This window comes from Pseudoalteromonas lipolytica (genome assembly GCF_001306915.1).
In the GTDB taxonomy this organism is placed as follows: domain Bacteria; phylum Pseudomonadota; class Gammaproteobacteria; order Enterobacterales; family Alteromonadaceae; genus Pseudoalteromonas; species Pseudoalteromonas simplex.
The window spans coordinates 65,789-83,150 of record NZ_LJTC01000007.1 but is presented as its reverse complement, the minus strand read 5'-3'; the positions used below and the strand labels follow the sequence as shown (position 1 = coordinate 83,150).

The 17,362-nt window shown below is 41.9% G+C and carries 17 protein-coding genes and 5 tRNA genes; 17 read left to right on the top strand and 5 right to left on the bottom strand.

What is annotated here, in order from left to right; genetic code table 11:
• The first annotated feature begins 1 nt into the window (after position 1).
• The 7 genes from AOG27_RS11515 to purF all read left to right on the top strand — a co-directional run bounded on the left by AOG27_RS11515 (position 2) and on the right by purF (position 6,361).
• A complete protein-coding gene (locus AOG27_RS11515; protein ID WP_054553163.1) occupies positions 2-334 on the top strand; it encodes a Na+/H+ antiporter subunit G in 333 nt (110 codons plus the stop codon).
• A gap of 141 nt (positions 335-475) precedes the next feature.
• Entirely contained in the window at positions 476-1,270 is a 795-nt protein-coding gene (gene truA / locus AOG27_RS11510) for a tRNA pseudouridine(38-40) synthase TruA (protein WP_054553162.1), read from the top strand.
• A gap of 158 nt (positions 1,271-1,428) precedes the next feature.
• Positions 1,429-2,304: an acetyl-CoA carboxylase, carboxyltransferase subunit beta gene (accD, locus tag AOG27_RS11505; protein ID WP_054553161.1), complete on the top strand. Its 876-nt coding sequence runs from the start codon at positions 1,429-1,431 to the stop codon at positions 2,302-2,304.
• Between the two features lie 25 nt (positions 2,305-2,329).
• Positions 2,330-3,595 (top strand): bifunctional tetrahydrofolate synthase/dihydrofolate synthase, encoded by a 1,266-nt coding sequence (gene folC / locus AOG27_RS11500; protein WP_054553160.1) that lies wholly within the window; start codon positions 2,330-2,332, stop codon positions 3,593-3,595.
• A gap of 11 nt (positions 3,596-3,606) precedes the next feature.
• Positions 3,607-4,260: an SPOR domain-containing protein gene (locus AOG27_RS11495; RefSeq protein ID WP_054553159.1), complete on the top strand. Its 654-nt coding sequence runs from the start codon at positions 3,607-3,609 to the stop codon at positions 4,258-4,260.
• 61 nt (positions 4,261-4,321) lie between these two features.
• Positions 4,322-4,816 carry a CvpA family protein gene (locus AOG27_RS11490; protein ID WP_036969851.1) on the top strand — a complete coding sequence of 165 codons (495 nt, stop codon included), beginning with the start codon at positions 4,322-4,324 and terminating at the stop codon, positions 4,814-4,816.
• Between the two features lie 18 nt (positions 4,817-4,834).
• Positions 4,835-6,361, top strand: coding sequence for an amidophosphoribosyltransferase (purF, locus tag AOG27_RS11485; RefSeq protein ID WP_054553158.1), 1,527 nt, complete (start codon positions 4,835-4,837; stop codon positions 6,359-6,361).
• 82 nt (positions 6,362-6,443) lie between these two features.
• Here purF and AOG27_RS11480 read toward each other — a convergent pair whose 3' ends face one another.
• A complete protein-coding gene (locus tag AOG27_RS11480) occupies positions 6,444-7,043 on the bottom strand; it encodes a Yip1 family protein (protein WP_054553157.1) in 600 nt (199 codons plus the stop codon).
• A gap of 230 nt (positions 7,044-7,273) precedes the next feature.
• Here AOG27_RS11480 and miaE point away from each other — a divergent pair, with 230 nt between their 5' ends.
• Positions 7,274-8,032, top strand: coding sequence for a tRNA isopentenyl-2-thiomethyl-A-37 hydroxylase MiaE (gene miaE / locus AOG27_RS11475; protein WP_054553320.1), 759 nt, complete (start codon positions 7,274-7,276; stop codon positions 8,030-8,032).
• A gap of 72 nt (positions 8,033-8,104) precedes the next feature.
• Here miaE and AOG27_RS11470 read toward each other — a convergent pair whose 3' ends face one another.
• The 3 genes from AOG27_RS11470 to AOG27_RS11460 are packed head-to-tail and all read right to left on the bottom strand — an operon-like array spanning position 8,105 to position 10,229.
• Positions 8,105-8,896, bottom strand: a complete 792-nt coding sequence (locus AOG27_RS11470) for a transporter substrate-binding domain-containing protein (protein WP_054553156.1) — start codon at positions 8,894-8,896, stop codon at positions 8,105-8,107.
• Positions 8,897-8,947: 51 nt separating this feature from the next.
• Positions 8,948-9,682, bottom strand: coding sequence for a UDP-2,3-diacylglucosamine diphosphatase (locus AOG27_RS11465; protein ID WP_054553155.1), 735 nt, complete (start codon positions 9,680-9,682; stop codon positions 8,948-8,950).
• A gap of 55 nt (positions 9,683-9,737) precedes the next feature.
• Positions 9,738-10,229, bottom strand: a complete 492-nt coding sequence (locus AOG27_RS11460; RefSeq protein ID WP_054553154.1) for a peptidylprolyl isomerase — start codon at positions 10,227-10,229, stop codon at positions 9,738-9,740.
• Positions 10,230-10,406: 177 nt separating this feature from the next.
• On the opposite strand from AOG27_RS11460, the gene cysS reads away from it, so the two are divergent.
• Complete coding sequence (gene cysS / locus AOG27_RS11455) at positions 10,407-11,786, top strand: cysteine--tRNA ligase (protein ID WP_054553153.1); 1,380 nt, start codon at positions 10,407-10,409, stop codon at positions 11,784-11,786.
• A 137-nt stretch (positions 11,787-11,923) separates the two neighbouring features.
• The gene (locus AOG27_RS11450) at positions 11,924-12,808 is read left to right on the top strand and encodes a DMT family transporter (protein WP_054553152.1); all 885 of its coding nucleotides are present in this window, start codon (positions 11,924-11,926) and stop codon (positions 12,806-12,808) included.
• 50 nt (positions 12,809-12,858) lie between these two features.
• Here AOG27_RS11450 and folD read toward each other — a convergent pair whose 3' ends face one another.
• Positions 12,859-13,713: a bifunctional methylenetetrahydrofolate dehydrogenase/methenyltetrahydrofolate cyclohydrolase FolD gene (gene folD, locus AOG27_RS11445; protein ID WP_054553151.1), complete on the bottom strand. Its 855-nt coding sequence runs from the start codon at positions 13,711-13,713 to the stop codon at positions 12,859-12,861.
• Between the two features lie 341 nt (positions 13,714-14,054).
• On the opposite strand from folD, the gene AOG27_RS11440 reads away from it, so the two are divergent.
• From AOG27_RS11440 to clpP, 7 genes are all read left to right on the top strand, one after another.
• A tRNA-Pro gene (locus AOG27_RS11440) sits at positions 14,055-14,131 on the top strand.
• Between the two features lie 50 nt (positions 14,132-14,181).
• Positions 14,182-14,258 (top strand) — tRNA-Arg (locus AOG27_RS11435).
• Between the two features lie 23 nt (positions 14,259-14,281).
• Positions 14,282-14,357: transfer RNA gene (locus AOG27_RS11430), tRNA-His, on the top strand.
• 16 nt (positions 14,358-14,373) lie between these two features.
• Positions 14,374-14,450, top strand: a tRNA-Pro gene (locus AOG27_RS11425).
• Between the two features lie 125 nt (positions 14,451-14,575).
• Positions 14,576-14,652, top strand: a tRNA-Pro gene (locus AOG27_RS11420).
• Between the two features lie 410 nt (positions 14,653-15,062).
• On the top strand, positions 15,063-16,367 hold the full coding sequence (gene tig / locus AOG27_RS11410) for a trigger factor (RefSeq protein WP_054553149.1): 1,305 nt from the start codon (positions 15,063-15,065) through the stop codon (positions 16,365-16,367).
• Between the two features lie 273 nt (positions 16,368-16,640).
• Positions 16,641-17,258 carry an ATP-dependent Clp endopeptidase proteolytic subunit ClpP gene (gene clpP, locus AOG27_RS11405; RefSeq protein WP_054553148.1) on the top strand — a complete coding sequence of 206 codons (618 nt, stop codon included), beginning with the start codon at positions 16,641-16,643 and terminating at the stop codon, positions 17,256-17,258.
• The last annotated feature ends 104 nt before the right edge of the window (positions 17,259-17,362 follow it).

Here is a 17,362-nt window from a genome sequence, read left to right as displayed (position 1 = left end):
AATGATGAGTGAATGGATTGTATCAATCTTATTATTAATTGGTGGTTGCTTTATTCTTATAGGTTCAATCGGACTTGTGAAAATGCCTGACTTTTTTATGCGCCTGCACGGTCCAACTAAAGCAACAACGCTTGGCATGGCATCACTGCTAATTGCTGCCATGGTGTATTTTAGCTACACCCACGATGGCATCAGTGTGAAAGAAATTTTGATTTCAATTTTCTTACTGATCACCGCACCTATTAGCGGCTATATGCTGATCAAATCAGCCATCCACCATAAGCTTCGTGCTAAAGATGGCACCAAGGGCCTCGATAACATCGAAGAAGATTAATACTAGCTCGCAACAATAGTTAAGCGAGTTGGTGTGATATCTGAGTAACCAGAACAATGTGATCTACGACAGTGGCTTTTATTGCGCTCGTAGATCGCATAAAATGCCCCGTCATTTAGTACAGTAGGTAAATAGAGCATTATGCGAGTAGCACTTGGAGTAGAGTACAACGGCGCGCGTTACAGTGGTTGGCAACGTCAATCACACGTCAATAGCGTACAACAAGAAGTAGAAACGGCGTTGTCGCGTATTTGTAATCATCCAGTCGAAATTGTTTGTGCAGGCCGCACCGATGCGGGTGTACATGGCACTGGGCAGGTGATCCATTTTGATACTCACGCTGAGCGTGAAATGGTCGCGTTTACGATGGGTATGAATACCTTACTGCCAAAAGATATTGCTATTCGCTTTGCCAAGCCTGTAAGCGAAGACTTTCACGCTCGTTTTAGTGCCACAGCACGTCGCTATCGCTATGTGATTTATAATTACACCTATCGCGGCGCTATCATGAGTGAAGGGGTGACCCATTTTCATCACCCATTAGACGAAACTAAAATGCAAGAAGCCTGTCAGTATTTAATAGGTGAGCATGACTTTACTTCGTTTAGAGCACTACACTGCCAAGCAAATACAGCAAATCGTACTATTCACCATTTATCGGTAAAACGCCAAGGTGATTATGTGATCATTGATATCAAAGCCAATGCGTTTTTACATCACATGGTACGAAACATTACCGGGTGTTTGATGGACATAGGTTTACATAAGCATGAACCTGTGTGGTTAAAAGAATTACTTGATTTAAAAGAGCGCGCTAAGGCAAGTGCAACAGCAAAAGCCGCTGGCCTTTACTTAGTTGACGTGGATTACCCTGAACATTTTGGCATTCCTAAAACACCATTAGGGCCTTTGTTTTTACCTGATTCAGACAGTTAGACTTTAGTAGACTACTACTAAGACCAGTTTTTTATATCGTCTGCGGGTAATTCATGTTTTAATTGAAAAAATCTGTCTGTTTATTTGTTATCAGAAACACAAGCGAGTGTTTTCAATTAAACAGACTGCGACACAGAACAGCATTAAGAGAGTTGCAAATGAGTTGGTTAGAAAAAATCTTACCTAAAACGACTAAATCATCAGGTCGTAAAGAAATCCCAGAAGGGGTTTGGGCTAAGTGTACAGACTGTGATTCAATTTTATATAAAGCAGAATTAGAAAAAGCACTCAACGTGTGTCCTAAGTGTGATCACCACATGCGTTTAAGTGGCCGTAAACGTCTTGAAAACTTTTTAGATGATGCTGATCGCCAAGAAATTGGTGCAGAGCACGAACCAAAAGACGTATTAAAGTTTAAAGATTCTAAAAAATATTCTGACCGTATTACCCAAGCACAAAAAGCAAGCGGCGAAAAAGACGCACTTGTAGCAATGAAAGGCCGCCTAAAAGGTATTCCTGTTGCTGCTGTTGCTTTTGAGTTCTCGTTTATGGGTGGTTCAATGGCGTCAGTAGTAGGTGCTCGTTTTGTTGAAGCTGTAGATCAATGCTTAGAGCACAACATGCCACTTATTTGTTTCTCTGCATCAGGTGGTGCACGTATGCAAGAAGCACTTATGTCGTTAATGCAAATGGCTAAAACAAGTGCTGCACTTGCAAAAATGAGCGAAAAAGGCTTACCGTTTATTTCAGTATTAACTGATCCAACAATGGGTGGTGTATCTGCATCACTGGCAATGCTTGGTGATGTAAACGTTGCGGAACCTAAAGCGCTTATCGGTTTTGCGGGTCCTCGCGTAATTGAGCAAACAGTACGTGAAACGCTTCCTGAAGGTTTCCAACGCAGTGAATTCTTGCTAGAGCATGGTGCAATCGACATGATTGTAGACCGTCGTGAAATGCGTGACACCCTTGCACGTATCTTAGCGAAATTTATGAACTTGCCTTCTACTGAACAAGAGCATAGAGTAGCGTAAATTTCAGCTTAACTGATTAAACGCTATGACAGAAATCCTTCCTAGCCAATCATCAAGCCTTGATGATTGGCTTTGTTATTTAGAAAGTGTCCATCCTGCTAATATCGAAATGGGTTTAGAGCGCGTAGAACGCGTGGCAAACCAAGTCGGCTTACTCGATACATCAAGCAAAATAATCCTCATTGCAGGCACAAACGGTAAAGGGACCACAGCCCGTTGCCTAGAAAGTTTATTACTTGCACAGGGTTACAGTGTCGGTACTTATGCTTCGCCGCATCTTATTCGTTATAACGAGCGCGTACGTATTAATGGCCAAGAGCTTGACGATCAATTCCACGTTGATGCTTTCGATATGCTTGAAAAAGGCCGTGGTGACACGCAGCTTACTTATTTTGAGTACGGTACTTTAGGCGCACTGGCTATTTTCAAACGTCACGCCGTTGATTATGTGCTGCTAGAAGTGGGGCTGGGTGGCCGTTTTGATGCGACTAATATAGTGAACCCACATGCTTGTGTGATCACCACCATAGATTTAGACCATAAAGAATACCTAGGCGATACTCGAGAACTTGTTGGTTACGATAAAGCCGGTATTTTCCGTACCAACACACCAGCTATTGTTGGCGATTTAGCGATTCCGCATACAGTGACTGATTATGGTAATGAAATTAACGCTGATATGGTGTTATCAGGCCGTGACTTCATATTCACAGAAGACAGTGAAGGCTTTAACTGGCAGTACCAAGGTAAAGATTGGCGCTTAGCTAAGCCTGCTATCCCTTGTCAAAATGCAGCAACCGCGTTGACCTTACTTGCAAAGCTTGAGCTACTACCAAGCGAGCAACAAGTGCGTGATTGCTTAGCGAATCTGACTGTAGAAGGGCGCTTTCAGCAGTTAAGTGAGCAGCCGCTTATTTTTACCGATGTTGCGCATAACCCTGAGTCAGCTCGATATTTGGCACGCAAATTAAGCGTGTATAAAGATCAAGGGTTTAAAATTCATGCATTAGTCGCTATGCTTGCAGATAAAGATAAGGTGGCTGCTATGTCAGCCGTGGCAAATGTTGTTGACCAGTGGTCGTTAGCAAGTTTAGATTGTTTTCGCGGCGATAAAGTTGAGAATCTTGCTAAAGCACTAGCCGAAACCACATCAACAGCGCCTAGTACGCACTATGAGAGTGTTGAAACTGCGCTAGATACGTTATTACCAAATGTTGATGAAAACACGTTAGTGATTGTGTTCGGTTCGTTTATAACTGTGGCTGCAGCCATCAATTACTTTAAAAAATAGAGAGGAAATCGGTGAACGCAGGGTTTATTAATCGCTTAGTAGGCACCACGATTGTGGTTGTGGCGGCTATTGTCTTCATTCCAAACATTTTGGATGGTGAGAAGGTTCATTATAAAGAAGGCTTTAAAGCTATTCCTGAACGCCCTGAGTTCACTACGATAGACTTGCAAGAGGTGATTGATAATAAAGTCGCCTCTGCTGAGCAACCTTCGCAAATTCCGGTTGAAGATACGCAAGCAAACGACGCTGATCTTGTCGCAAATGAAACCCAGCAAATTGATACTGCGCCGCAAATGGTTGAAGCTTCTATCGATGAGCCGGTAATTAACAAAGGTGAGCCAAAAGTTGCAGTGCAAGAGCCTGCCAAGCCAGTCGCTAAAGCCCCTGAGCCAACCCGTAAGCCAGAAGAAAACCTCACACAAATGGCTTATGTTATTCAACTGGGTAGTTTTTCTCACGCACCTAATGTGAAATCACTGCAAGAAAAATTAAAAGCGAATGGTTTCAAAACCTTTACGCGTCCAATCAAAACCCCGAATGGCACTCTGACAAAAGTCTTTGTAGGTCCTTCACTTAGCAAAAAAGAGTTAGAAAGTAAGCTTACTGAGTTAAAGCAGTTAACCAAGTTAAACGGCAAAGTTACTCAGTTTGAAATTACAAAATGATCTGGTATTTTGAGTATACCTCTTATAGAATGCGCCCCAAATTAACGACTAGTTGGTTCTTATGATCTGGGTTGATTACGCCATACTTGGCATTATTGCACTATCCACTATCATCGGCTTAATACGTGGCTTTGTAAAAGAAGCAATGTCATTAGCTGTATGGGCTGGCGCATTTATCATCTCTAGTTTGTTTTACCAATATTTAGCATCCTTCCTAACAAGTATTTCAGAACCCCTTTTAAGAAATGCAGCCGCAATAGCCATATTATTCTTTGCGACACTCCTGTTGGGTGGGTTACTAAACTATATTTTAGGTGAACTTGTACAACGTACTGGTTTATCTGGCACAGACCGTGTTTTCGGCATAGTGTTTGGTGCTCTTCGTGGCGTGTTGGTCGTAAGCGCGTTACTCTTCTTTCTTGATGCTTTTACCGGTGCACCTAATACGCATTGGTGGGGCAACTCTATTTTGATTCCAGAATTTGGCTTTGTTGTTGAGTGGTTCTTCTCGTACCTCGAAAACAACTCGAGCTTTTTAAATTCTGTAAACCGTTAATCGGCGAGGATAAATTTAATGTGTGGTATCGTTGGCATAGTCGGAACTTCTCCTGTTAATCAGGCGTTATATGACGGCTTAACTGTTTTGCAACACCGCGGTCAAGATGCAGCTGGCATCATTACCATTGAAAACAACACGTTTAGCTTACGTAAAGCCAATGGCCTTGTAAAAGATGTTTTTCATACCCGTCATATGAAACGTCTGCAAGGTACAATTGGTATTGGCCATGTTCGCTACCCGACAGCTGGTTCTTCTAGCTCGTCTGAAGCGCAACCTTTCTATGTTAACTCGCCATTTGGTATCGCACTTGCGCACAATGGTAACTTAACAAACGCAGAAGCATTAAAGCAGCAATTATTTTCAGAAGCTCGCCGTCATGTTAATACAACATCTGACTCTGAAATTTTACTTAACATCGTGGCGCATGAGTTAAGCAAATCTAATAAGCTAAAACTTGATGCTGAAGATATCTTCACTGCGATTACTGAAGTGAATAATAAAGTAACCGGTGGTTATGCAACGATTGCAATGATCATCGGTCACGGTATTGTTGCGTTTCGTGATCCGAACGGTATTCGCCCATTAGTATTTGGTAAGCGTGAAACTGCAAATGGTACTGAGTACATGTTTGCATCAGAAAGCGTTGCTTTAAAAACAGATGGTTTTGAGTTTGTTCGTGACGTTGCACCAGGTGAAGCAATTTACGTAACTGAAGATGGTCAACTTTTCTCGCAAGCGTGTGCTGAAAAAGCAACTTACTCGCCGTGTATCTTTGAGTTTGTTTACTTTGCGCGCCCAGATTCAACAATTGACCGTATGTCTGTTTATGCAACACGTGTAAACATGGGTACTAAGTTAGGTGAGAAAATCGCACGTGAATGGGCTGACAAAGACATCGACGTGGTTATTCCAATCCCAGAAACATCATGTGACGTAGCACTAGAGATTGCATCAGCTCTTAACCTGCCATACCGCCAAGGTTTTGTTAAAAACCGCTACATTGGCCGTACGTTTATCATGCCAGGTCAAGAAATGCGTAAGAAGTCAGTTCGTCAAAAACTGAATGCCATTGACCGTGAGTTCAAAGGTAAAAACGTATTACTTGTTGATGACTCAATTGTTCGTGGTACAACGTCAGCGCAAATCGTTGAGATGGCCCGAGAGTCAGGTGCTAAGAACGTTTACTTCGCATCAGCAGCGCCAGAGATTCGCTTCCCGAACGTTTACGGTATTGATATGCCATCGGCAGCTGAGCTAATTGCTCATGGCCGTGAAGTTGAAGATATCAACGCAAGCATTGGTGCAGATGGTCTTATCTATCAATCGCTAGATGACTTAATCTCAGCAGTAAGCCAAGAAAACCCAGAAATCACCCGTTTTGAAACATCAGTATTTGATGGTCAATACATCACAGGTGATATCGACCAAGATTACCTAAACCACATTGATCGTTTACGTAATGATTCAGCGAAATCAACTCGTGAAAATGCGATGTCAGCAAGTTTAGAGTTACATAACCAAGAAGAAAACAGCGCTGATTAATCAGCCTTGATTTGACTGGTATAAAAAAGGAGCTTTACAGCTCCTTTTTTGTTTATGGAAAGAAAGGAAAATAACAATGAACTTAAGTAAACATAGGGTGGACAATTCCGTTAGTCCATAAAATAGCTGTGGCAGCCAAAATAATTACCAGTAAGATCAGCCCACAGGTGACTACTGAACTGGCATAGATAAAACCTCGCTCTTCAGGAATATGCATTAAAATTGGCACTCCTGTATAGAGCAAGTAAACTGAGTAGGCCAGTGCTACAAGACCTACACACACCACAAACCATAGCTCAGGTAAGAATGCCGCAAATGAAGACATAAATACTGGCGTGGCTGTATACGCAGCAAGTTCTAGGGTTTGTGTAAAGGTGGGTTTTGCACCAAAGGTCACTGCCATCCAATGAGCTAAGTATGCAAGTGCAAACACGCCCGCAATTAGTGCAAAGTACATCGCAACCGCGATAAGTAATGCACTATCATGGGTTAGATATACTGCTTCACCTGCGCCAATACTCCAGCCCAAATAAACTGATGAATAGTAGCCCATGAGTGAAGGGATACAAGCAATTAATAAAATGTGCGATAAGCTATAGCGCAAGCTTTCGTGACGGTTATCAATTGTCTGCCATTCTTCGAGTGGGTGAGCGTATAAGCCCCATAAGTGGTTTAGAATCATAATTATTGCCCCTGTAAAAAAGGAATATGAGCTGCTTTATTTTTGTACAGCTTTGATTAAGTTATGGTTCAGTAATTAAATCTTGTCAAGAAGCTGAAATAATCGATATAGCCGATTAAATGTAACTCTTTAGTGCATATAGAAAATTACTTTGCACTGATGTGGGTCGTGGAATGCGGGCTAATTTATGTGATAAAATCGAATTAAGATTTTTGATGAGAAGTTATTCAGTGCCTTATTCTGATTTATTAGCGCCCATTCATTCTTTTTTAAAGTGCGAAACGCCTGATGAGTGGATTGCTGCGGCAACCAAAAAAGAAAACTTAGATGTGGTTTTAATTGATCACCTAATTTGTGAATTAAAAGCAGCCCAGTCTGCGATGTTTTTAATTCGTAAGTATGCAGTTGATAAAGAAAGTAGTGATGCGTTGCTTGAGTGGTTAAAACCCTTTGAAACGCTTGTTTATAAGCGTGAAGGTGATTGGCGAGAGCTTGCAGATAAAAACAAGCTGACTAAATCAATGATCCCAAAATCGAATTCACCTTACGGGCAAGACCTTATCGATAAAATGGTGATGCTTATAAAAGAAGAGCTTCATCACTTTTATCAAGTGCTTGAGATCATGGATGAATACGGCATTGAATATAAAAGCATTACCCCATGTCGTTATGCCAAAGGAATGCTGCGCCATGTAAAAACTTACGAGCCTGATGCTTTGGTAGATAAATTAATTATCGGTGCTTACATCGAAGCCCGCTCATGCGAGCGTTTTGCTAAATTAGCCCCGCATGTTGATAAGCGCTTAGGTGACTTTTATATTTCACTACTGCGCTCTGAAGCGCGTCATTACCAAGACTATTTATCTCTTGCACAAGAAATCAGTGAGTTTGATATCACGGAGCGTGTGGAATTTTTTGGTCAGCTTGAAGCTGAGCTTATATCAACTCCTGACGAAGACTTTAAATTTCATAGTGGTGTGCCAGCTTAGGTAAGCTTTTTTGAGTACCTATGTATCACAAGTAAGCTCAGTTCCTTAAAATTTGAATTCTTATTACCGCAACTAGCGCAGGTTTCTGCTTAATAATTGAGTTAATTGACGAGTTTGCTCGTCAGTAAACTCATAGCTTTGGAGAATCTCTTCTAGTTCACCTGAAGCCACAATCGCTTTTAGACCTAAATGTAAGCTACGTTGAAATTGCTTTGCTTGGGGATGATGTTTGTCGCTGATCACGTGTAAATTTTGCGTAGCTAAAGTCGGGGTAATATGTTCAACTTCTACTTGCTTTGCTTGTTGTAACCGCTCGCTGTTGCTGAGCCAATACAAAGCGACCTCTTTTGTGCCTGCAACTAAATCAACGCGGCCATGTTTTAGTAGTAATAAGCTATCAATTAAGCTATCAGTGGTTGTTACAGTAAGCTCTGGGTGTTGTTCAAACTCTGGGCTAACTGCATAGTCTTCTCCTTTACTAATCGTATAGGGTTTTAGTGAATATAGTGAGCCAGTAAAAGTTATCTCGCTGCCTGCGCGTTTAAAAAGTACTGTGTGAGCTGTCGCAAGAGGTTGTGAATAAATAAAGCTTCGCGTTCTTAACTCAGTATAATAAGCTCCGAGTACTGCCACACGTCTATGTCGTTTTGCCAGTTTTAATGCTCGAGCCCATTGAGTATATTCGATAGAGGCTTTTTGATTTTGTGTTTTCAGTGCTGCGATGATCACTTCATGAAGCCAGCCAGGCTTGTGTTGTTCACCAATAAAATAGGGTGGGAATGGTTCAGTGACCAATTGCCAAGTTTGGCAGTGGACTGAAAAGCTGAACAGTAAACAGCAACAGAAAAGGCTTAATCGGTTCATAAACAGAGAAGGTATTTAACATTACTGTTTATAGCATAGTTAAAAATACGCTTATTTAAAGGGCGTATGGACTAGTTTTTGTTTTTCAGGAGTAGCTCTTAAGTATGAACCTTGTTCATACCAGTCACCCAGTACAGTGCGGGTTAGCGTTTTACCATTTATATTATAGTGATGCACATTGGGGCGGTGGGTATGACCGTGGATCATATTAGCAACCTGATGCTTTTCAAACATGGCTAAAACCGCATCTTCGGTCACATCTAAAATCTCTAATGCTTTGCCAGCTTGGCTTTGTTTTGATTTTTCGCGGGCGTTGCGGGCAATTTTCTTACGATACCAAAGCGGCATAGCAAGCATTAGTTTTGGCCACCACCAACCACGGCTTTTTTTACGAAACTTCTGATATTCAATATCTTGAGTGCACATTTCATCACCGTGCAAGATAACGGTTGGAGTACCGTATAAATCAATAACAACTTGCTCAGGCAATAACGTCATACTCGCGCTTTTTGCATAGTCTTCTCGCATAATGAAATCGCGATTACCATGGATAAAAAACACCTCAGTACCACTTTCACTGACTTGGCTTAAACGTGCGGCAACACTCTTTGAAAGGTCAGTTTGATAGTCATCACCGACCCATACTTCAAAAAAATCACCCAAAATATACAGCGCATCAACGTCATCATTAATAATCTTGTTATCAAGAAAATCAAAAAATGCCGCAGTGATGTCTGGGCGGTTTTCTGTTAAATGGAGATCGGCAATAAAATAACTTTGTTTCATGGTTACTCGCAAAAAAGCGGGCAACAGGCCCGCTCAAAAAGACTAAACGATTAAATTAGCTAACCGTTACTTTTTCGATGATAACATCTTCAAGAGGTACGTCTTGGTGGAAGCCAGCGCTGCCAGTAGCAACACCTTTGATTTTGTTTACCACGTCCATACCTTCAACAACTTCTGCGAACACGCAGTAGCCCCAGCCTTGTGATGTTTCACTGCTGAAGTTTAAGAAGTCATTGTCGTTAACGTTAATGAAGAACTGCGCAGTTGCTGAGTGTGGATCCGGCGTACGTGCCATTGCTAATGTGCCCACTTTATTTGCAAGGCCGTTGTTTGCTTCATTTTCGATAGGGTTGTTTACTTCTTTTTGAACCATACCCGGCTCAAAACCACCGCCTTGTACCATAAAACCATCGATTACACGGTGGAAGATAGTACCGTTGTAAAAGCCAGCGCTGGCATACTCTAAGAAGTTTTTAACTGTGTTTGGTGCATCGCTTTCGTGCATCTTGATAGTGATGTCACCAAAGTTTGTGTGTAGTACAACCATGAGGTTTCCTATATCAGGTTTAATAATGGGGCTATTTTATAGTAGTTGTGTTTGATTAACAAAGAGCTTGTTTAAAACGATTAACAAACTGCTTATTCAATTGATAAAGCGCTAGAGCAGCGGCTTTGCAAGTGTTACCATAGAGAATCTCGAAACACCGTTAAGGACATTTTATAAATGGTACAAATTTACAACACACTTACGCGACAAAAAGAGCAGTTTAAACCCCTTGTTGATGGCAAAATCGACATGTACGTGTGTGGTATCACCATTTATGATTACTGTCACATTGGTCACGCTCGTACTTTCGTTGGTTTTGACGTGATTGTGCGTTACCTACGCCACATCGGTTACGATTTAAAATACGTTCGTAACATCACTGATGTTGACGACAAAATCATTAAACGTGCTAACGAAAATGGTGAGTCAATTAATGATTTAACGACTCGTATGACCAAAGCCATGCATGAAGATTTCGACAGCTTAAATATGCTGCGTCCAGATGTTGAGCCTACAGTAACAAACCATATGGATGAAATCATCGCGATGGTTGAGCGTCTAATTGCCAAAGGCCATGCGTATGTTGCTGCAGATGGTGATGTATTGTTTGACGTATCAACCTTTGAGCAATACGGTGCTTTATCACAACAAGACCTAACCATGCTACAGGCTGGTTCACGTGTTGAAGTTGCACAAGATAAGCAAGATCCACTTGATTTCGTGCTTTGGAAAAAAGCCAAGCCAGAAGAGCCGTCATGGTCTTCACCATGGGGTGAGGGTCGTCCTGGTTGGCATATCGAATGTTCAGCAATGAGCTCTAAGCACTTAGGCGAACATTTTGATATTCACGGTGGTGGTTCAGATTTACAGTTCCCGCACCATGAAAACGAAATTGCTCAGTCATGCTGTGCAAATAACGGCAAGTACGTAAATACGTGGATCCACACAGGGATGGTACAGGTTAATAAAGAGAAGATGTCTAAGTCATTAAACAACTTCTTTACCGTACGTGACGTATTAAAAGAGTACGATGCTGAATCAGTTCGTTATTTCTTAATATCAGGTCATTACCGTAGCCAGCTTAACTATTCGCAAGAAAACCTTGAGCAAGCACGTTCGTCACTTGAACGTATTTACACTGCACTGCGCGGGGTAACGCCAATCGAATGCGATTTAGCTAGCAATGAATATGTGGCTAAATTCAGAAAAGCGATGGATGATGACTTCAACACACCAGAAGCACTACCCGTGTTATTTGAACTAGCAAAAGAGCTAAACCGTGTTAAAGACAGCGATGCAGAGCAAGCTGGTAAGCTCGCTTATGTACTACGCAGTGTTGCAGAGGTATTAGGGGTAGCACAACAAGATCCAGAAGCCTTTTTACAAGGTGGCCAAGCTGATGATGAAGTAGCACACATCGAAGCGTTAATAGCAAAACGTAATGAAGCCCGCGCAAACAAAGATTGGGCGGCAGCTGATGAAGCCCGCGATGCATTGAATGCACTTGGTGTGGTACTTGAAGATTCAGCTGGTAAAACAACATGGCGTAAAGCCTAAGTATCCATCGAAAGATAACTCATTAAAAAAGGTTGCCAACGAGGCAACCTTTTTTGTTTTTAACTCGACACAGCTATTGACCTCAACTTTACTTGAGGTTTTACCATGTCATCTCTTCGTATTAACAAGGACAGACATTGAATATTTTATTTGCCATGATCCCCGCCTTTTTATGGGGCACCACCTATGCCGTGACCAAATATGCCACACCTGATTGGCCGCCACTTTTATTAGGCGCATTGCGTGCACTACCTGCAGGGTTGTTACTTTTATTACTTAAACCTAGTTTGCCAACCCGTTCGCAGTGGCCAAGTTTGTTAACGCTAGGTGCTGTGAATATCGCGTTGTTTTTTGCCTTTATTTTTATCATGGCAGTAAACCTTCCTGCAGCTATAGCTGGGGTAGGGATGGTGTCTGTGCCGGTTGTGGCTTTGATATATGCTTGGCTTACTAAAGGACAGCGCCCTGCAAAAATTCAAGCATTCTGTGCTATGGCGCTGGTGGTATTGGCATGGTTGTTGTTTGACCCAGCACACGTGTCATTAAATGTATTGGGAGTGGCTGCTTTATTTGGGGCCTTACTGACTATTGTGATTGGTAGCACCTTGGTACAGAGTTTGTCGGTGCATATTCATTGGTGGGTTGTGCTTACCTGGCAGTTAATCATTGGCGGCACTATTTTATTATTGGCTGCGTTTATTGATGGCAGTTTACTTCACCCAGAACAATACCAAGTGGTATTTGAGCCTATCTCAGCGCTGCAATATTCGGCATTATTTTGGTTAATCGTGCCCAATACTGCCATCGCTTATATTCTGTATGTTTGGTTATTAGGACGCATGACTGTAGCTGAGTTTTCATTCGGAACGATAGCTAACCCAATTGCGGGAATCGTATGCGCTGTTTTACTCATAAACGAACAATATCAAGACTGGCAATACCTATTGATGTTTATGATGATTGTGTTTTCAGTGCTCCCCCAGATGTTAAAGCTCAGACTGTTCAAACTACAAAAAACTTAAAATCAAAAAAGGCTGCCAATTGGCAGCCTTTTGCAATAATTTAGCTCTTCTTAGCTGTGGTACTTTTCACACGCTTCAAGGGTGTTTTCGATTAAGCTTGCCACAGTCATTGGACCAACACCACCTGGTACTGGTGTAATGAAATGTGCTTTTTGTTCAGCGATATCGTATTCAACATCACCAACAAGCTTGCCAGATTCAAGGCGGTTAATACCTACATCGATTACGATAGCACCTTCTTTAACCCAATCACCCGGAATAAACTCAGGTTTACCCACCGCTACAACTAATAAATCGGCGCGGCGAACATGCGTTTCTAAATCTTGAGTAAACTTATGACACACCGTTGTTGTACAGCCTGCAAGTAAAAGCTCAAGTGACATAGGACGACCAACAATGTTTGATGCACCAACAACAACTGCGTGCATACCTTTGTAGCGAACACCTGTTGAGTCAAGTAGGGTAATAATCCCTTTTGGCGTACAAGGGCGAAGTGCCGGCATACGCTGAGCTAAACGACCAATGTTATAAGGGTGGAAACCATCAACATCTTTATGTGGTGTGATGCGTTCAAGAATTTTTTCAGCATCAAGACCTTGTGGTAAAGGTAACTGTACTAGAATACCGTCTACTTCTTTGTCTTCGTTTAGTTGATCTATTAATGCAAGTAAATCTTGCTCAGTTGTGTCGCCAGGTAAATCGTAAGACTTAGATACAAAGCCGACTTCTTCACATGCTTTACGTTTAGAACCAACATACACTTGGCTAGCTGGATCTTGACCAACTAACACAACTGCTAGTCCTGGAGCGCGTAATCCATTCGCTACACGCTCTGCAACTCGCTCTGCTACATTGCTGCGTACTTGTTTAGCTATTGCCTTACCATCGATGATGTTTGCCGTCATGGGTGACCTTTAATTGGGGTTAGTTAACTTGATACTGATACATCTAAATATGATTATCCAATAAAGGGGGCGTGGATACACAAATCATGTTTGTTTGATCATATTTATTTATGTTGCGTATTTTCGCAGAAAAGCATCATAGCGCCAAGATGCAATCTTATATAAAGCGCTACTTTATAAAAAAGAGTTCAAATTTTAGCTTATATTTGCAATATTTAACCATTATGAACTAAAAGTGACCGATTGAATTATTTTCTTAAAAAAATGTTTGACCTGACTCGGTCAAATCACTATTATGCACCCCGTTGTTAACGAGGTCACTCGCAAACAACAGTAAGCATCGGCGATTAGCGCAGTTTGGTAGCGCACTTGGTTTGGGTCCAAGGGGTCGCAGGTTCAAATCCTGCATCGCCGACCACTTCTTCTTTAAGAAGCGGCGCTTACAGGCAAGCTTATGAAGTTTTCGATGCGCCCGTAGCTCAGCTGGATAGAGCAACGCCCTTCTAAGGCGTTGGTCGAAGGTTCGAATCCTTCCGGGTGCGCCATTTGAAAATATGTAAATGCCGTGGTGATTGTAGCTCAGTTGGTAGAGCCCCGGATTGTGATTCCGGTTGTCGTGGGTTCGAGCCCCATCAGTCACCCCAATTTACTCTAAGATATCGGCGATTAGCGCAGTTTGGTAGCGCACTTGGTTTGGGTCCAAGGGGTCGCAGGTTCAAATCCTGCATCGCCGACCACTTTTAGAAAGTTCAAGGTTAAAAAACGATTGGTTTGGGTATATCCAATTCAGTCGAAGGTGCAAATTTTGCATCGCCGACCACTTTTAATAAGTGGTCTTTATTTTCAAAACTTCTCTCAGTATCGGCGATTAGCGCAGTTTGGTAGCGCACTTGGTTTGGGTCCAAGGGGTCGCAGGTTCAAATCCTGCATCGCCGACCACTTTTAAAGAATTATGGTCAAAGAACAATTGGTTTGGGTATATCCAATTCAGTCTCAGGTTCAAATCCTGCATCGCCGACCACTTCTAAATTTCTAAATACATCCTTTAATTCAGCTTAATTCTCCTTTGTTAATTTATTGCGTTCGTTTTTTACGCACTTAAACGCTGATTGCTGCTATATAAGCCAAATAATTGCCCCCCAGACTCGACTATCATAAATATTAGGTTATAATGCCGCGTCTATTGTTTAACATAGTGCCCATAGGGGCAAAGCAGCAATGGTATCTCATGGTTACAATGCGCCGTTTTAAGTTGAAATTTTCAGCGTTAAAACTTGCTATCACTCATGGAGATCACCTTGTTTGTAAGGAAGGCGAACAGTCGCCAAAATTGAAGATTGAGGTAAATCATGCAAGTTTCTGTTGAGACGACTCAAGGCCTTGAGCGCCGTCTGACCATCACCGTTCCTGCAGAGAACGTTGAGACTGAAGTAAAAAAACGCTTACAACAACTGTCTAAAACCCAGCGTATCGATGGTTTCCGTCCTGGTAAAGTACCAGCGTCTATCATCAACAAGCGTTACGGTGCTGCAGTACGTCAAGAAGTTGCTGGCGAATTAATGCAACGCAACTACATTGAAGCAATCGTTTCTGAAAAAATTAACCCAGCTGGTTCACCTACTTTCGCTCCTAAAGCGTTAGAAGCTGGTAAAGATTTAGAGTTCGATGCAACTTTCGAAGTTTACCCAGAAGTTGAAATCCAAGGTTTAGATAAAATCGCTGTTGAAAAGCCAGCTGTATCTGTAACTGACGAAGACCTAGCTAACATGCTAGAAACTCTACGTAAGCAACACGCTTCTTGGGCTGAAGTTGACGCAGCTGCTGGCGAGAACGATCGTGTAACTATCGACTTCGTTGGTTCTATCGAAGGCGAAGAGTTCGAAGGCGGTAAAGCTGAAGACTTCCCACTAGAACTTGGTCAAGGTCGTATGATCCCAGGTTTCGAAGACAACATCGTTGGCAAAAAAGCGGGCGAAGAAGTTGTTGCTGAAGTAACTTTCCCTGAAGAGTACCACGCTGAAAACCTTAAAGGTAAAGCAGCTACTTTCGCAATCACTGTTAAGAAAGTTGAAACTCAAGAGCTTCCTGAGCTTAACGACGAGTTCGCAACTAAATTCGGTGTAGCTGAAGGCGGTGTTGACGCTCTTAAAGAAGAAGTTAAAAAGAACATGACACGTGAGCTTGACCAAGCAGTTAAAGCTAACGTTAAAGATCAAGCTATCAAAGGTCTTTTAGCTAACAACGAAATCGAAGTGCCAAAAGCGCTAGTAGATCAAGAAATTGATGCACTACGTCAGCAAGCTGCACAACGTTTCGGTGGCGACGCTAAAAACATGCCTGAGCTTCCAGCTGAATTATTCCACGAGCAAGCTGTAACTCGCGTTAAGACTGGCCTATTACTAGGTGAAGTAATTAAAGCGAACGAGCTTAAAGTTGACGACGCTAAAGTTGAAGAGTTAATCGCAACTGTAGCTTCTGCATACGAAGATCCAACTGAAGTAGTAGAGTACTACAAAGCAAACGATCAGCTTATGCAGCAAATGCGCAACGTAGCGATGGAAGAGCAAGCAGTTGAAGCTATCCTAGCTAAAGCAAACGTGACTGACGTTGAAAAAGCATTCGACGACATCATGAATCCACAGCAAGGTGCTTAATAAGTCATTGACTTAAGCTCTCGCTAGCGATTAAATGGCTCGTGTTACCCTGTATTTATACAGCGTACTCGGGCCATTTTAGTTTGTGGTATCAGTTTCAAAAAAACCAACAATACTGATGTTATTTCAGAACTTTTTTCGACGAGGATTGAATTTGTTCTGATAAGTTCCTATATAGTTATAAAGATTGAATAGACAGCTTAATTTACATTAGTATAAATGTGCTTTCCTTATAGTAAGGATGAGTCGCAGCGGATAAGGAATTAAATAAGAATGAATAGCGGTATGATAGACCCTCTAAACGCACTAGTCCCTATGGTTGTCGAACAAACAGCTAAAGGTGAGCGCTCATATGATATTTACTCACGTCTTTTAAAAGAGCGCATTATTTTCTTAACTGGCCAAGTAGAAGATAACATGGCTAATTTGATTCTTGCGCAAATGCTGTTTTTAGAATCAGAAAACCCAGAAAAAGATATTTATCTTTATATCAATTCGCCAGGCGGTTCTGTGACTGCGGGTATGGCAATTTACGATACAATGAATTTTATCAAGCCTGATGTAAGCACAATTTGTGTTGGCCAAGCGGCAAGCATGGGTGCATTTTTGCTATCAGGTGGTGCTAAAGGTAAGCGTTTTTGTTTACCTAACTCACGTGTAATGATCCACCAACCATTAGGTGGTTTCCAAGGTCAGGCATCTGACTTTGAAATTCATGCCCGTGAAATCTTATCAATTAAAGATAAGCTAAACCGTTTAATGGCTGAACATACTGGCCAGCCACTCGATGTGGTTTCTCGTGATACCGATCGCGACAACTTCATGAGCGCAAGCGAAGCGGTTGAATACGGCCTAGTTGATTCAGTATTTTCAAGCCGCGAATCGAAGTAATCTGAATAGCTAATAATAACGTATTGTTAGCTATCACCCTTTACTATGCGAAAACTAATATTCTTTGATATAGTTAAACATAGTGAATTAGCAGTGGCCTAGTG

Coding starts and splice junctions, on each gene's coding strand:
- AOG27_RS11515 (WP_054553163.1), top strand. CDS start 2: ATGATGAGTGAATGGATTGTATCAATCTTATTATTAATTGGTGGTTGC.
- truA (WP_054553162.1), top strand. CDS start 476: ATGCGAGTAGCACTTGGAGTAGAGTACAACGGCGCGCGTTACAGTGGT.
- accD (WP_054553161.1), top strand. CDS start 1,429: ATGAGTTGGTTAGAAAAAATCTTACCTAAAACGACTAAATCATCAGGT.
- folC (WP_054553160.1), top strand. CDS start 2,330: ATGACAGAAATCCTTCCTAGCCAATCATCAAGCCTTGATGATTGGCTT.
- AOG27_RS11490 (WP_036969851.1), top strand. CDS start 4,322: ATGATCTGGGTTGATTACGCCATACTTGGCATTATTGCACTATCCACT.
- purF (WP_054553158.1), top strand. CDS start 4,835: ATGTGTGGTATCGTTGGCATAGTCGGAACTTCTCCTGTTAATCAGGCG.
- AOG27_RS11480 (WP_054553157.1), bottom strand. CDS start 7,043: ATGATTCTAAACCACTTATGGGGCTTATACGCTCACCCACTCGAAGAA.
- AOG27_RS11470 (WP_054553156.1), bottom strand. CDS start 8,896: ATGAACCGATTAAGCCTTTTCTGTTGCTGTTTACTGTTCAGCTTTTCA.
- AOG27_RS11465 (WP_054553155.1), bottom strand. CDS start 9,682: ATGAAACAAAGTTATTTTATTGCCGATCTCCATTTAACAGAAAACCGC.
- AOG27_RS11460 (WP_054553154.1), bottom strand. CDS start 10,229: ATGGTTGTACTACACACAAACTTTGGTGACATCACTATCAAGATGCAC.
- cysS (WP_054553153.1), top strand. CDS start 10,407: ATGGTACAAATTTACAACACACTTACGCGACAAAAAGAGCAGTTTAAA.
- folD (WP_054553151.1), bottom strand. CDS start 13,713: ATGACGGCAAACATCATCGATGGTAAGGCAATAGCTAAACAAGTACGC.
- tig (WP_054553149.1), top strand. CDS start 15,063: ATGCAAGTTTCTGTTGAGACGACTCAAGGCCTTGAGCGCCGTCTGACC.
- clpP (WP_054553148.1), top strand. CDS start 16,641: ATGAATAGCGGTATGATAGACCCTCTAAACGCACTAGTCCCTATGGTT.